Here is a 15,325-nt window from a genome sequence, read left to right as displayed (position 1 = left end):
CTATGGGATGCCCCGGACCCGTCGCCGTTGACGCGGGCGCGCGGCGGTCCCGCTGTGGCTGCACCCGGCGCAGCGAGCCCGGCCCCGGTGGGTCCCGACCGGCCGGTACGGCAGTCCCGGCGCTCAGGACACCCGTGCGTACAGCACCGCCCCGTCCACCGTGCCCACCACCCGGTACCGGTCCGTCAGCAGCCTGCGCAGGGTGGGCACATGTGCGGGGGCGTAAGGCTTGCCGCGGGAGTCGTCGACGATCAGGGCGGGCGCGCGGGCCGTCATCTCGCGGCGGAACACCGGCCAGGCCCCGTCGACGGCGTACCGCTCGCCGACGCGGGCGCCGTCGCGTCCGCCGCTGTAGTTGGTGAGCAGTCCGGCGGTGAGATAGCGGCTGGCGGGGGCGCGTCGGGCGAGCCAGTACGTCTCCGGGTGCATGCCCCAGATCAGCACGGGGTCGCGGGGGCCGGTGCGGCGGGCGGCGGCCTCGGCGACCCGCTGGGCGTGGGTGAGTTCGGCGCGCGGTGCGGTCAGGCCCCAGGTGAGGAAGACGGCGCAGGCGCAGGCGGAGACGAGGACGGCGGTCCGGTGGCGTGCCCAGGGCTCGGTGTGCAGCGCCGCGGTGGCCAGCAGGGCGAGCGGGGGCAGGAGTTGCAGGTAGTAGTGGCCGAAGAAGTGGAAGCCGGTCAGCACCGCGCCGGCCGACGCGGCCAGCCACAGCCACAGGTCGGCGGAGGCGGCGCGCGGGGCCCGCGCGACGGCGGCGAGCAGGCCCGCACAGGCCGCCGCGAGGAGGCCCGCGTTGCCGAGGGCGCGGGTCAGGGCGTGCAGCGGGGAGCCGGAGAAGGCGGCATAGGCGGTGGAGCCGGTGACCGTCCAGAAGAGGAATCCGGCCGGGTCGGTGAGCAGGGCGGCGCCGAGGACGGGCAGGGCCGCACCGGCGGCCAGGCGGGGTGCCGCGGTGCGGGCGGCGCCCGAGGTGACGCACAGCCAGAGGACGGGGAGCAGCACCGCGCCGCCGGTCTGCTTCGCGAGGACGGCGCAGCCGACGGCCACGCCGGCCGCCGTCCAGCGGCGCCGGTCGGCGCACCACATGGCGGCGGCGGTGCCCGGCAGTATGAACACCTCGAAGCCGGCGGCCTGCGCGTCCTCGGGGTTGAGTCCGACGGACACCAGCAGGTAGAGCACTCCGGCGGTGCGGCCGGCGCGGTCGCCCCAGCGGCGGCGGGCCAGTGCGGCCAGCAGGGCGGCGGTGAGGAGCTGGGCGAGGACCGCGAGCACCCGGACAGAGGTGAGCGATCCGGAGCCGGTCACCGCGAAGGCCGCCTCGTACAGCCAGGGCACGAGCGGGGGCTTGCGGTCGACGACCGTTTCGTACAGCTGTCCGCCGTGGGCGAGTATCCGCGCCTGGACCGCGAGATAGCCCTCGTCGGGGTTCCACAGCGGCCGGGTGAAGGAGGGCACGCGGGTGAGGCAGGCGAGCACCGCGAGCGCGGGCAGCAGCCGCCGCCAGTAGCCGCGGCCCGCGCGCGGCGGGGTGACGGCGGGGGCGGGGGCGAGGACCTGGGCGGGCATGCGCCGTACGCTATCCGGCCCCGCACTTCCCGCCGAAGCGGGACATACGGGGCCGAAGGGCCAGCGGCTCGGTGACGCGCCGTGACGGGAGTCCGGCTAGCGGTCCTCGCGGGGGTGGCCCTCGGTGACGTCCTGCACCGTGGTCTCCTGGTGCCGGCCGAGCCGGCTGTGGGTGCGGCCGTAGAGGAAGTACAGGACGAAGCCGGCCGCCATCCAGATGCCGAAGCGCACCCAGGTCTCGGCGGGCAGGTTCAGCATCAGCCACAGCGAGGCGCCCACGGACAGGATCGGGACCACCGGTACCCACGGGGTGCGGAAGGAGCGGTGCAGGTCGGGCCGGGTGCGGCGGAGGATGATCACGCCGATGGCCACCACCACGAAGGCGAACAGGGTGCCGATGTTGACCAGGGCCGCCAGTTCGGTGAGCGGGGTGAAGCCGGCGAGGATCGCGATGACCACGCCGAGCAGGATGGTCGGGCGGTGCGGGGTGCGGAACTTGGGGTGGACGCGGGAGAAGAAGCGGGGCAGCAGTCCGTCCCGGCTCATCGCGAAGAACACGCGGGTCTGGCCGAGCAGCAGGATCATGCAGACCGTGGTCAGGCCGACGGCCGCGCCGAAGCTGATGAAGCCCGCGTACCAGGGGTGCCCGGTGGCCTTGAAGGCGTCGGCGAGCGGGGCGTCCACGGACAGCCGGCTGTAGTGCTGCATACCGGTGACGACGATGGACACGGCGACGTACAGCGCGGTGCAGATGGCCAGGGAGCCGAGGATGCCGCGCGGCATGTCGCGCTGCGGGTTGCGGGTCTCCTCGGCGGCGGTCGCCACCACGTCGAAGCCGATGAAGGCGAAGAACACGACGGAGGCGGCGGTGAAGATGCCCATCACGCCGAAGTTGGAGGGCGCCCAGCCGAACATGAGCTGGATCAGCGGCGACTGCAGGCTGTCCCCGGCGGGCACCGGCTGCGCCTCCGGGACGAACGGGTCGTAGTTGGAGCCCTTGATGAAGAAGGCGCCCGCGATGATCACGACGAGGACGACGGTCACCTTGATGGCGACGACGATCGAGGTGACCCGCGCCGACAGCTTGACGCCGACCACGAGGATGGCGGTGAGCAGCAGCACCAGCACCGCGGCGAGGATGTCGAAGCCGAAGCCGTCGGCGCCCTCCCGGCTGCCGAGCGCCGCGGGCATCTCCCAGCCGGCGTTCGCCATCAGCGACTGCATGTAGCCGGACCAGCCGACGGCCACCACCGCCGTGCCGAGCGCGAACTCCAGGACGAGGTCCCAGCCGATGATCCAGGCGGGCAGCTCGCCGAGGGAGGCGTACGAGAAGGTGTAGGCGGACCCGGCGACCGGGACCGTGGAGGCGAACTCGGCGTAGCAGAGCGCGGCGAGCGCGCAGGCGACGCCGGCCGCGACGAACGCCAGGGCCACGGCGGGGCCGGCGTTGTTCTTGGCGACCGTGCCGGTCAGCACGAAGATGCCGGTACCGATGATGACACCGACACCGAAGACCGTCAGGTCCAGGGCCGACAGGGATTTCTTGAGTGCGTGCTCCGGCTCCTCGGTGTCGAGGATGGACTGTTCGACCTTCTTCGTCCGGAAGAGGGTGCTGCTCACGGGGGTACCTCCCACGCTTGTCGTCCTCGACATGATCGAGAGGGGGCGTGGTACGTATGTCCCGACGCGTGCAGTATCACGCGAACGGGCCGGTTTCACCACTCTTGGCAGTGGCGGAATCGGCCCGTTCGGCGGTGCGCGGTGCGGTGTCAGTCGCGGGCGGCCTCGATCTCGTCGGCCGCGGCCCGCTCGTACCTGCCGTCCAGCTTGGACACCAGACCGGTGACCTGGCGGGCGATGTCCGGGGCGGTCAGGCCGATCTCCGCCATCACCTCGGCGCGCGAGGCGTGGTCGAGGAAGCGCGGCGGGATGCCGAAGTCGCGCAGCGGGACGTCGACGCCCGCGTCGCGCAGCGCCTGGGCGATCGCGGAGCCGACGCCGCCGACGCGGGAGTTGTCCTCGACGGTGACGACGACCCGGTGCCGATCGGCGAGCGGGGCCAGGGCCTCGTCGACCGGCTTGACCCAGCGCGGGTCGACGACGGTGGTGGAGATGCCCTGCCGGTCGAGCAGGCTCGCGACCTCCAGGCACATCGGCGCGAGCGCGCCGACGGAGACCAGGAGCACGTCCGGGCGGTCGGTGCCGGGCTCGCGCAGCACGTCCATGCCGCCGACCTTGCCGACGGCCGGTACGGCGGGGCCGACGGCGCCCTTGGAGAAGCGGACCACGGTCGGCGCGTCCGTGACCTCGACGGCCTCGCGGAGCTGGGCGCGGACCTGGTCGGCGTCGCGCGGCGCGGCGAGCCTGAGGCCCGGGACGACCTGGAGGATCGACATGTCCCACATGCCGTTGTGGGAGGCGCCGTCGGTGCCGGTGATGCCCGCGCGGTCCAGCACGAAGGTGACGCCGCACTTGTGCAGGGCCACGTCCATCAGCACCTGGTCGAAGGCGCGGTTGAGGAAGGTGGCGTAGACGGCGAAGACCGGGTGCAGTCCGCCGGTGGCCAGGCCGGCGGCGGAGACGGCGCCGTGCTGCTCGGCGATGCCGACGTCGTAGACCCGCTCCGGGAAGCGCTTGGCGAACTTGTCGAGGCCGACCGGCTGGAGCATGGCGGCGGTGATGGCGACGATGTCCTCGCGCTCCTCGCCCAGCTTGACCATCTCGTCGCCGAAGACGGAGGTCCAGTCGGCGCCTGCGGTGGCGATGGGCAGGCCCGTGTCGGGGTGGATCTTGCCGACGGCGTGGAAGCGGTCGGCCTCGTCCTGGAGGGCGGGCTGGTAGCCGCGGCCCTTCTCGGTGAGGCAGTGCACGATGACCGGGCCGCCGAACCGCTTGGCGCGGGCCAGCGCGGACTCCAGGGCCTCGATGTCGTGGCCGTCGATCGGGCCGACGTACTTCAGGCCCAGGTCCTCGAAGAGGCCCTGCGGGGCGATGAAGTCCTTCAGGCCCTTCTTGGCGCCGTGCAGGGTGTCGTAGAGCGGCTTGCCGACGACCGGGGTGCGCTCCAGCACCTCCTTGGTGCGGGCCAGGAAGCGCTCGTAGCCGTCGGTGGTGCGCAGGGTCGCGAGGTGGTTGGCGAGGCCGCCGATGGTCGGGGCGTAGGAGCGCTCGTTGTCGTTGACGACGATGACGAGCGGGCGGTCCTTGGCGTCGGCGATGTTGTTCAGCGCCTCCCAGGCCATGCCGCCGGTCAGCGCGCCGTCACCGATCACGGCGACGACGTGGCTGTCGCGTTTGAGCAGCTCGTTGGCCTTGGCGAGGCCGTCGGCCCAGCCGAGCACCGTGGAGGCGTGGCTGTTCTCGATGACGTCGTGCTCGGACTCGGCCTGCGAGGGGTAGCCGGACAGGCCGCCCTTCATCTTCAGCTTCGAGAAGTCCTGCCGCCCGGTGAGCAGCTTGTGCACGTAGGACTGGTGGCCGGTGTCCCACAGCACCTTGTCCTTCGGCGAGTCGAAGACGCGGTGCAGGGCGATGGTCAGCTCCACCACGCCGAGGTTCGGGCCGAGGTGGCCGCCGGTCTTGGAGACCGCGTCGACGAGGAAGGTCCGGATCTCCCCGGCCAGCTGGTCCAGCTCCTCCAGGCTGAGCCGGTCCAGATCGCGCGGTCCCCTGATGCGGGTCAGCAGCGGCACCCGTGCCTCCTTGCAGTAGAGCTGTTGAGCTGTTGCCGGGCTCGTCGAGTCTAATGTTCTCCCCGGCACGGCTGTGCCCGGCACCGCCTTTGGCGCCGGGCACAGGTTCACGTGAGAGACGGGCATCGTCCCTCAGGGGCGTGACGCCCCGGGCGGAGCGCTACGCGCGGCCCGCCGTCTTCTGCGTCTTGCGGGTGATCGAGTCGATCACCACCGTGGTGAGCAGCACACCCGCGGTGATCATGTACTTCACCGGCTCGGCGATGGACTCCAGCTGGAGGCCGTACTGGATGGAGACGATCACCAGGACACCCAGCAGGGCGTTCCAGGTGCGGCCCCGGCCGCCGAACAGCGACGTGCCGCCGATCACGGCCGCGGCGATCGCGTTCATCAGCAGGTCGCCGGTGCCGGCGCTCTGGTTCGCCGAGGCGATCTTGGAGGCCAGGAAGAGACCGCCGATCGCGGCGAAGCCGCCGGAGATCGCGAACACCGAGATCCGGACCGCGGTGACGTTGATGCCGGCGCGCCGGGAGGCCTCGACGCTGCCGCCGAGGGCGAACACCTTGCGGCCGTAGGTGGTGCGGCGCAGCACGAAGTCCGTCGCCACCAGGAACACCAGGAAGATCACCGTGGCCAGCGGCAGGCCCTTGTACTGGTTGTACATGAAGGCCGCGGCGAAGGAGATCACCGCGAGCAGCGCGGTCCGCAGGATCGTCTCGTTGAGCGGCCGGGACGGGATGCCCGCGGCCTCGCGGCGCCGGTTGCTCAGGAACGAGGTGATGAAGAAGACCACGGTCACCACGGCCGCCAGACCGTACGCGGCGGCGATGTCGGTGAAGAAGTACGTGGTCAGCTTGCCGATGAAGCCGTCGCTGTCGAGGTTGATCGTGCCGTTCTCGCCCAGCGTCTGGAGCATGAAGCCCAGCCAGAAGAGCAGACCGGCCAGGGTGACCGCGAAGGCGGGCGCGCCGAGCACGGCGAAGAAGAAGCCGTGTGCCGCGCCGATGGCCGCGCCCGCGGCGACGGCGAACAGGACGGCGATCCACTCCGGCCAGCCCTGGTTGACCGCGAGGACGGCCGCGATGGCGCTGGCGGCGCCGCTGACCGAGCCGACGGACAGGTCGATCTCGCCGAGCAGCAGCACGAAGACGATGCCGACGGAGATCATGCCGGTGCCGACCATCGTGACGGTGATGTCACTGATGTTCTGCGCCGACAGGAACGCGTCGTTCAGGCTCTGGAAGATGACGCAGATGATGACCAGGCCGAGGATGACCGGGATCGAGCCCAGCTCGCCGGCGCGCATCTTGCGCTTGAACTCGGTCCAGTAGCCGAGCAGGCCCTCCTCGCGGACGAGGAGGCGGGGGTCGACCGCGGTGACCGCGTCGGCGGCCGCCTCGGGGTTCTCCACGATGTGCTCGTCCTTCGTGGCCGTGGTGGAGGTCTTGTCGGTGCTCACTTGGAAACCTCCCCGTTGGTGCGTGCCGCACGGCGGGTCACGGCGTTGTCGGTGGCGCCGGTGATGGCGGAGATGATCTCCTCCTGCGAGGTCGTCTTGACCTCGAAGACGCCGTTGTTGCGGCCGAGTCGCAGGACCGCCACCTTGTCGGCGACGGCCTTGACGTCGGCCATGTTGTGGCTGATCAGGATGACGGCGTGGCCGCGCTCGCGGAGCCGCTCGACCAGGTCGAGCACCTGGGCGGTCTGCTCCACGCCGAGGGCGGCGGTGGGCTCGTCGAGGATGACCAGCTTGGGCTCGCCGAGCATCGAACGGGCGATGGCCACGGTCTGGCGCTGGCCGCCGGAGAGCGAGGCGATCGGGATCCGGACACTGGGGATGCGGATCGACAGGGTCTTCAGCAGTTCGCGGGAGCGGCGCTCCATCTCGACCTCGTCGAGGACGCCCCACTTCCTCAGCTCACGGCCGAGGAAGAGGTTGCCGACCACGTCGATGTTGTCGCACAGCGCGAGGTCCTGGTAGACGGTCGCGATGCCCAGGGCCTGGGCGTCGTGCGGCTTGTTGATCGTGACGGGCTTGCCTTCCCATTCGATGACGCCCTCATCGATGGGGTGCACGCCGGCGATCGTCTTGACCAGCGTGGACTTTCCGGCGCCGTTGTCGCCGACCAGGGCGACCACCTCACCGGCGTGGATCTCGAGCTCTACGTCGGTGAGCGCCTGGACGGCACCGAACCGCTTGGAGACCCCGCGCAACGCCAGCACGGGCGTAGCGGACACGTGAACCATCTCCTTCGCCGCCTGACCCGGCGGGAGGTTGTGCAGAAGTTTGGGGGGTGGGCCGGGAGAACGCTCTCCGGCCCCGGATGTTCCGACCGGCGCCCCGCACGAGCTTGCGGGGCTTTGATGACGCGGGGCGCCGGCGGAGCCTTGGGTGACGCGGCCGTCCGGCGGGAGGTCGCCGCTGCGCACTCCCGCGGGACCGGTTCCGCTTAGTTCAGGCCGATCTTCTCGCAGGCCGCCTTGTACTTGGCGGTGCAGATCTCGTCGACCGTGTAGACGCCGTCCTTGATGACGGTGTCCTTGATGTTCTCCTGGGTCAGCGAGGTGACGTCGACCAGCACGGCCGGGACGTCCTTGGCGCTGTCGCTGGAGACCTTGTCCTTGGCGATGGAGTTGAGGTCCTCGCCCTTGGCGAGCGCGACGGCCATCTCGGCGGCGGCCTCGGCCTCCGGCGCGTACGGCTTGTAGACGCTCATGAACTGCTCACCGGCGACGATGCGCTGCACGGCGGCCAGCTCGGCGTCCTGGCCGGTGACCGGGGCCTTGATGCCGGCGGCCTTCAGGGCGGTGATGATGCCGCCGGCCATGCCGTCGTTGGCGGAGTAGACACCGACGATGTTCTTCTTGCCGAGCGCCGAGATCGCCGCCTCCATGTTGGCGTTGGCGTTGTCCGGCGACCACTCCTTGGTGTCGTACTCCTTGCCGATCTTCACCTTGCCGTCGAGGACGGAGTGCGCGCCCTCCTTGAACTGGGCGGCGTTCGGGTCGGTGACGGAGCCGTTCATCATGACGATCTGGCCGTCCTTGGCCTTGTCGCCGAGCTCCTCCAGCAGGGCCTCGCCCTGGGTCTTGCCGACCTGGACGTTGTCGAAGGAGGTGTAGGCGCTGATCGGACCCTCGGCGAGGCGGTCGTACGCCACGACCTTGATGCCGGCGTCGACGGCCTTCTGGACGGAGTTCTTGATCGCCTTGGCGTCCACGGCGTCCAGGATCAGCACGTCCACCTTGTTGGTGATCATCGTGTCGACCTGCTGGGCCTGGAGGTTGGCGTCCTGCCGGGCGTTGTTGTACTCGACGGTCGCCTTGTTGTCCGTCAGCTCCTTGATCTTCTTCTCGATCAGGGGCCGGTCGAACTTCTCGTACCGGGCGGTCTTGTTCTCCGGCAGGAGCAGACCGATCTTGATGTCGTCGCCCTTGGCGGGGGCGGAGCCGGTGGAGTCGTTGCCGCCGCCGGCCTCCTCAGCGCTGCCACAGGCGGCGAGAGAGATCGCCATCGCGCCCGAGGCGATGGCTACGGCGGCACGACGCATACGCGTGTTCACTTCAGAAACCTCCCTGACGAGGCCGCGTCGTTGCGGCCGAGGTGGCTGGAAGTCAACTCGGCCACACGTGCGACGTCAAGAAGTAAATCCTTAACGGGTTGGCAACGGTGCCATCCGTTCTCTAAGTGAAGGCAGGGCTGGTGGCGGGAAGCGCCCCCGACGCGCTTCCGTCCAAAAGGGTCGAGTCACCCATCTCGCTGAGGGCGAGAGCGAGCGCCCCGAGCACCTCCGCGCGGCCCCCAAGTGCCCCGGGAAGGACGGACAGTTGGCGCGCCGCGCTGGGGATCGCGTAGCGGCCGACGGACTCCCTGATGGGCCCGAGAACCAGCTCTCCGGCCTCGGCGAGATCGCCACCGAGGACGACCCGGCTCGGGTTCAGAAGGTTGCAGAGGTTGGCGACTCCACTGCCGATGTGGCGGCCGACGTCGGCGATCACCCGACGGCAGCCCGGGTCTCCGTCCCGCGCCAGCCGGACGACACCCTCCATGGTCAGATCCGTGCCGTGACTGGACTGGAGCAGCGGCAGCACATAGCGCGCGGCCGCGAAGGTCTCCAGACAGCCGCGGTTTCCGCAGCGGCAGACGGGGCCGGATTCATCAAGGGTAATATGCCCGATTTCTCCCGCTGTGCCGCCGGGTCCCCGGTAGATCTTCCCGTCGATCACCAGGCCCGCGCCGACACCGCTGGAGACCTTGATGTACGCCAGGTCCCGCACGCCCTTGCCGCTGCCCCACACCAGTTCGCCCAGCGCGCCCAGGTTGGCGTCGTTGTCCACGTGCACCGGCACGCCGAGCCGCCCCCGCAGCTCCTCGGCGGGCCGGGCGCCGGTCCAGCCCGGCAGGATGGCGGTCGAGCCGAGCTGGCCGGACTCCACGTCGATCGGGCCGGGCACGCCGAGACCCACCCCGGCGATCTTCGTACGGTCCACTCCCGTGGCCGCGATCAGTCGGTTGACCAGCTCTTCCGCCCGGTCGAAGCCCTGTGCGGCGGAGGCGTCGACGTCCAGCGGCTCGGACTCCTCGGCCAGCACCTGATGGGCGAGGTTGCCCACCGCCACCCGGAGGTGGGTGTGGCCGAAATCGACGCCGATCACGATGCCGGCGTCCCCGCTCAGACTGACGCTGCGCGCCCGCCGGCCGCCCGCGGAGGTGGGCGTGACCTCGACGGTTCCGCCGTCCTTCAACTCCCGCACGATGTTCGAGACGGTCGCCGCGGACAGGCCCGTCGTCCTCGCGATCTCCGCCTGGGTGAGGGATCCCGCCAGCCGCACGGCTCGTACGACCCGCTCCAGGTTGGCTCGGTGCAGCGACGACTGCGACCCCGGAGTCTCCACGACGACCTCCTGCGCGCGGGACCGCAGCGATGAGGCCCCGTCTATGTCCAACTAGTGAACTCTAAGCTGAGCCGTCCGGGGCACCTCCCGTCAAGAGGTTGAACAGTTTCCGGGAGCAGGCACACACCCGCGCGCGCCGGGGCCGTCTCCCGTCCCTCCCGCACTTACGCGACGCGACGCCTACTGGTCGCCCCGCACACCGGACCGGACACTGGGACGGCGCACGACCGCATGACGAGGACGGAGAGGACCCGCCCATGAGGTTCAGTTACGCGCTGTTACCCGACTACCCGCTCCAGGAGTCGCTGGCCTCCATCAGGCTCGCCGACGAGCTGGGCTTCCACGCCTGCTACGCCGCGGACGAGACCTGGCACAAGGACATGTGGCTGCTGTTCGCCGTGGCGGCCGGCCAGACCCGGCACATCCGCCTCGGACCGAGCGTCTCCCCGGTCACCCTGCGGGAGCCGACCCTGATCGCGCAGTCCCTGGCCACCCTCGACGAACTCTCCGGCGGCCGCGCCGAGGCGGTGCTGTCCAGCGGGAACTTCGGCCTCCTCGCCCAGTACGGCATCGACTGGACCCGCACCCGGCCCCTGTCCCGCGTCAAGGAGGCCCTGCACGTGGTGCGGACGCTGCTGGACGAGGGCACCATCACCCACCGCGGCGAGTTCTACCGGTACGACGGGCTGTTCACCTTCGCCCGCCCCGTCCAGCGGCGCGTGCCCCTGAAGCTCGGCGCCATGCGCGGCCCCCGGTCCTTCGAGGCGGCCGGTGAGCTGTCCGACGGGTGCCATCACGCGCTCAGCTACACCGCGGAGGCGTACGCGTACGCGGTCCGCCACATCAGGGCGGGGGCCGAGCGGGCGGGCAAGGACTGGCGCTCCCTGGACATCGGCGCCTGGGTGGTGTTCGCCACCGGACCCGAGTCCGGGCCGGCGAAGGAGGCGGCCCGCAGCATGGTGGGCATCTACGCCTCCTCCATGCCGGAGGAGCAACTGCGCCGCAACGGTGTCGACCCGGCCGAGCTGAAGCCGGTCATCGAGGCGATCGGCGCGGGCGACCTCGCGCGGGGCATCGACCTCACCCCGCCCGAGGTCGCCGAGCGCCTGTCCATCGCGGGCACGCCGGGAGAGTGCCTGGAGAAGATCCGCACCCAGATCGCCCCCACCGGCGTGAACCACCTCATCTGCGCCGTCACCGACCGCCGGCTGGTGCGGACCTTCACCGGCCGGGAGCTGGACGGCGTGGCGGGCGTGGACGAGCAGCTGCGGCTCATCGGCGAGCGGATCATGCCGGCGCTGGCCTGAACGGGCGCGGTGCCGGGTCCGGCCCTCGGAGGGGGGCGGGACCCGGCACCACTCGGGTCACTTCAGGGTCGCCGAGGTCAGGCCCGCCTGCACCTGGCGCTGGAAGGACAGGTAGACCACCAGCATCGGGATCATGGCGATGGTGACGCCCGCGAAGAGCACGGGCAGGTCGGAGGCGTACCCCTGCTGCTGCTGGAGCTGGATCAGTCCCTGGGTGAGCACGTAGCGCTCGGGGTCGTCGCCGCTCTGCGGCTGCATCAGCACCGTCGGCAGGATGAACTGGTTCCACTGGCCCAGCGTATTGAAGATGCCCACGCTGATCAGGCCGGGCTTGGCCATCGGCAGCATGACCTGGAAGAACGTCCGGGTGTGCGAGGCCCCGTCCAGGATCGCCGCCTCGAACACCGCCGTCGGCAGGGTCCGGAAGAAGGCGTGCATGAAGAAGACCGTGAACGGCATGGAGTAGGCGACGTACACCAGGACCAGGCCCTGGTAGGTGTTGAGCATGTCCAGCCGTTTGACCATGAAGAACAGCGGGACCAGGGCCAGGAAGACCGGGAACATCGCGCCCGCGACGAAGAAGTAGTACAGGAACCGGTTGCCCGGGAACGGGTAGCGGGCCAGGACGTACGCGGCCATCGAGCCGAACAGCATCGTCAGCGGCACCGAGAAGGCGAGCACGATGACGGTGTTGAGGAAGTAGTCGCCGATGCCCTTGTCCCAGGCCCGGGTGAAGACGTCGAACGTCCAGTTCTGCGGCCAGCCGAAGGCCGACCCGGCGATCTGGGCGTCGGTCTTGAAAGAGCTGAGGACCAGCCACAGCAGCGGCAGGACGATCATCAGGGCCCACAGGGCGAGGAAGCCGTGCGAGAAGGCGTTCAGGGTGACGCCCTCGCCGCGCCGCTCGCCCGCCCGCGGCGGGACCTTCGCCACGGACGGCTCGGCGGCGGGGGCCGGGACGGTTTCCTTCAGGGGTGCGCTCATGTCATCTCTCCCGCTCAGAACTCGATGCGCTCGCGGCGGGTGGCGCGCAGCATGACCACGGACACGATCAGGGTCAGCAGCAGCATGACCACGCCCATGGCGCAGGCGTAGCCGCTCTTGCCGAAGTAGAGGAAGTTCCGCATCATCACGGTCGCCATGACCTCGCTGTGGTGGTCGGGGCCGCCGCCGAACTCACCGGAGGTCATGGTCGAGACGAGGATGAACATGTCCATCGCCGCGATGCCGAGATAGACCCAGGCCGTCTGCACGGAGTCCCACAGCAGCGGCAGGGTGATGCGGAAGAAGGACTGGGCGCGGCCGGCGCCGTCGATGAGCGCGGCCTCGTAGATGTCCCTCGGGATGGACTGCATGGCGGCCGAGAACAGCACCAGGTAGAAGCCGACGCCGTGCCAGACGACCACCACGATCAGCGCCCAGAGGACGAAGTCCGGTTCGTTCAGCCACTCCACCGGCCGGTCCGCGTCCACCAGGCCGAGCGTGACCAGCGCGCCGTTGAGCATGCCGCCGCTGTCGCTGCGGTAGACCGCGCGGAACAGCACGGCGAGGATCGCCAGCGACAGCACCTGCGGGAAGAAGTAGACGACCTTGTAGAACCGGGCCCCGGCCACTCCGGCCACCCCGCCGGCCCGGCCGCGGCCGCCCGCGTTCAGCATGAACGCGAAGAACAGCGCGAGCAGGATGGTGATCACCGGGATGAAGACCAGGAACAGGATGTTGTGCCAGATGGCGCCCATGAAGATGTCGTCCTGGAACAGCGCCTTGTAGTTGTCCAGCCCGACAAAGCCGAAGGTCTGTGACTGGCCCTTCCAGTCGGTCAGCGAATAGCCGAACGTCTGGATGTACGGCCAGATCACAAAGATCACATAAAGCGCCACGGGAACGAGGAGAAACCCCGCGACGAACCGGTATTGCCCCTTACGCATGAAACCTGCCCCACTGTCCCCACCTAAAGGGGCGCGGGGAACTGCGCGACCAGTCACGACCGACCGGCGGACCGCAGACCACCGCACCCCTACGGCGCATCCGGAAAAGACCTATTCCCGCCGATTCTTCTTGGACGCCGGGTCCTTCGCGGCCTTGTCCACCGCCGCCTGGGCCCGCTTCAGCCACTCCTTCGGCTGAATCCGCCGCGCCATCAGCTCGTTGGACGCGTTCTGGATGGCGGTGTCCATCTCGCTGTACCACTCGGTGTACAGGTAGCGGAAGGTGTTGTCACCGGCCGCCTTGGACGCCTCGACGGTGGACTGGGTGCCCGGCCGCAGCCGCACGCTCGGGTCGACGCCGTCCTTGAGGATGGTCAGCGAGTTCGCCTCCTTGGCGAACAGCGTGGACCACTCGCGGGAGAGCATCATCCGCATGAACTCCTTGGCCGCGGGCAGGTTCTTGGCCTTGGCCGGGATGATGAAGGGCTCTCCGGAGCCGGCCCGGATCGCCTCGAACGGCATCACGCTGCCCTCCAGCGGCGGCATCGGCAGGAACTTCATGTCGAAGTCCGGCGGCGTCTGCTTCAGCTGCTCGTTCTCCAGCCAGGAGCCGGAGGTGATGAAGGCGGCCTTGTACTGGTTCCAGCGGGTCTGGGACTCGGTGTGGTCCAGGCCGTTCGTGCCGGGCATCAGATAGCCCTTCTCGACGACCTCGTAGACCGCCTCGACGGCGGCCTGCGCGGCGTCGGAGCCGACGAACGCCTTGGGGTCGAGGTTGTCGATCGCCTTCATGGCGTCCAGGCCGCCCTTCTTGGCGATCAGGTCCATGATGGCGACGTTGATGTAGTACGGGTACTTGCCCTGGTGGGCGAGGCCGCCGATGCCCTGGGACTTGGCGTCCTTGCAGATGGCGAGGAAGTCGTCCCAGGTCCTGGGTGCCTCCCAGCCCTTGTCCTGGAAGAGCTTGCCGGAGTACCACAGGCCCCACACCGTGTAGATGTAGTTGAGGGCGACGACCTTGCCCTCCTGCAGGCCCGGGTCGAGGGTGCCCGGGATGACGGTGTCGCGGACCTTCTTCGAGGGGTCGTCGACGCTCGGCGCGTCCAGGACCTCGGCGAGGTCGAGGAGCTGGCCGTTCTTGTACAGGACGTCGATCTTGATCTTCTGGGCGCCGGAGTTGTCCACGATGTCCGGCGGGTTGCCGGCGTTGAAGCGCGGCTGGAGCTTGCCGGTGATCTCCTGGGTGCCGGTGTGGGTGGAGGTCACCCCCCACTTCTTCCGGAAGGACGCCTCCCAGGCCTTGGCGTAGTCGTCGCCGTAGCCGCCCTTGAAGATGACGACGTCGAGCTTGCTGCCCTTCTTCACGCCGAAGGGGTTGTCCTTGGACGTCTCGCCCTGGGTGTCGTCGTTCGATTCCCCGCCTCCGCCGCCGCTGGCACAGGCGGACAGGAAGCCCATGGCGGGTACGGAGACCAGCCCGAGCGCGGCGGACCGCTTGATCAGCGAGCGGCGGCCGACGCCGTCGGTGCCGTGGTGCGCGGCCGTGTTCCCGGCGCCGCCGTTCGTGACACCGTTCCGGGCGCCGTCGCCGGCGGAAGTGGATCCCATGCTCAAGTCCTCGCCTTCTTCCAGGACTCAGGCGGTGAACCGGATCCTCCCCGGCACCGCGGTGGGGTCAAGCAGGGTCGTACAGGATGGCGGTTCGTGTGAATCGCCGACAGGTATAGTCCACTTCCCGCCAGGGGAGCAAGATCGAATGCAAGGTTCGCCGTTTGTCTTTTCCGAGTTGAGACCTCGCGGAAATATGGGACGGCGGCGTTCCGGGCGCCGCGAAAATCCGGGTCCGGGCGCTCGAATGGCGCAGCCAACACCCTTGACAGCCTTCGCCACTTGAGTCACAACTGATCCTTGCGCCGCGAAGGTGACAACGTTGTCC

The 15,325-nt window shown here is 69.7% G+C and carries 11 protein-coding genes; 1 reads left to right on the top strand and 10 read right to left on the bottom strand.

The annotated features are described in order from the left end of the window. Positions 1–123: 123 nt before the first annotated feature. The 7 genes from G7Z13_RS27005 to G7Z13_RS26975 form a co-directional block, all read right to left on the bottom strand. Positions 124–1,566 (bottom strand): glycosyltransferase family 39 protein, encoded by a 1,443-nt coding sequence (locus tag G7Z13_RS27005; RefSeq protein ID WP_166002818.1) that lies wholly within the window; start codon positions 1,564–1,566, stop codon positions 124–126. A gap of 96 nt (positions 1,567–1,662) precedes the next feature. After that, a complete protein-coding gene (locus G7Z13_RS27000) occupies positions 1,663–3,186 on the bottom strand; it encodes an amino acid permease (RefSeq protein WP_166002817.1) in 1,524 nt (507 codons plus the stop codon). 149 nt (positions 3,187–3,335) lie between these two features. Further along, the gene (gene dxs / locus G7Z13_RS26995; protein ID WP_166002816.1) at positions 3,336–5,258 is read right to left on the bottom strand and encodes a 1-deoxy-D-xylulose-5-phosphate synthase; all 1,923 of its coding nucleotides are present in this window, start codon (positions 5,256–5,258) and stop codon (positions 3,336–3,338) included. Between the two features lie 160 nt (positions 5,259–5,418). Further along, on the bottom strand, positions 5,419–6,717 hold the full coding sequence (locus tag G7Z13_RS26990; protein WP_166002815.1) for a sugar ABC transporter permease: 1,299 nt from the start codon (positions 6,715–6,717) through the stop codon (positions 5,419–5,421). Continuing rightward, complete coding sequence (locus G7Z13_RS26985; protein WP_166002814.1) at positions 6,714–7,505, bottom strand: ATP-binding cassette domain-containing protein; 792 nt, start codon at positions 7,503–7,505, stop codon at positions 6,714–6,716. Before G7Z13_RS26985 ends, G7Z13_RS26990 begins: the two co-directional genes overlap by 4 nt. Positions 7,506–7,708: 203 nt before the next feature. Continuing rightward, positions 7,709–8,809 carry a substrate-binding domain-containing protein gene (locus G7Z13_RS26980; RefSeq protein ID WP_166005327.1) on the bottom strand — a complete coding sequence of 367 codons (1,101 nt, stop codon included), beginning with the start codon at positions 8,807–8,809 and terminating at the stop codon, positions 7,709–7,711. Positions 8,810–8,942: 133 nt separating this feature from the next. After that, a complete protein-coding gene (locus tag G7Z13_RS26975) occupies positions 8,943–10,154 on the bottom strand; it encodes an ROK family transcriptional regulator (RefSeq protein ID WP_166005325.1) in 1,212 nt (403 codons plus the stop codon). Positions 10,155–10,411: 257 nt separating this feature from the next. Here G7Z13_RS26975 and G7Z13_RS26970 point away from each other — a divergent pair, with 257 nt between their 5' ends. After that, positions 10,412–11,461, top strand: coding sequence for an LLM class flavin-dependent oxidoreductase (locus G7Z13_RS26970; RefSeq protein WP_166002813.1), 1,050 nt, complete (start codon positions 10,412–10,414; stop codon positions 11,459–11,461). Between the two features lie 57 nt (positions 11,462–11,518). On the opposite strand, the gene G7Z13_RS26965 is transcribed toward G7Z13_RS26970, so the two are convergent. The 3 genes from G7Z13_RS26965 to ngcE all read right to left on the bottom strand — a co-directional run bounded on the left by G7Z13_RS26965 (position 11,519) and on the right by ngcE (position 14,997). Further along, positions 11,519–12,445 (bottom strand): carbohydrate ABC transporter permease, encoded by a 927-nt coding sequence (locus G7Z13_RS26965; RefSeq protein WP_166002812.1) that lies wholly within the window; start codon positions 12,443–12,445, stop codon positions 11,519–11,521. A 14-nt stretch (positions 12,446–12,459) separates the two neighbouring features. Beyond that, positions 12,460–13,389: a sugar ABC transporter permease gene (locus G7Z13_RS26960; protein WP_166002811.1), complete on the bottom strand. Its 930-nt coding sequence runs from the start codon at positions 13,387–13,389 to the stop codon at positions 12,460–12,462. A 111-nt stretch (positions 13,390–13,500) separates the two neighbouring features. Beyond that, positions 13,501–14,997: an N-acetylglucosamine/diacetylchitobiose ABC transporter substrate-binding protein gene (ngcE, locus tag G7Z13_RS26955; protein WP_166002810.1), complete on the bottom strand. Its 1,497-nt coding sequence runs from the start codon at positions 14,995–14,997 to the stop codon at positions 13,501–13,503. Between the last annotated feature and the right edge of the window lie 328 nt (positions 14,998–15,325).

The organism is Streptomyces sp. JB150, assembly GCF_011193355.1.
GTDB lineage: Bacteria > Actinomycetota > Actinomycetes > Streptomycetales > Streptomycetaceae > Streptomyces.
Note: the sequence above shows the minus strand (reverse complement) of the source record. Positions and strands in the feature narration are given on the sequence as shown.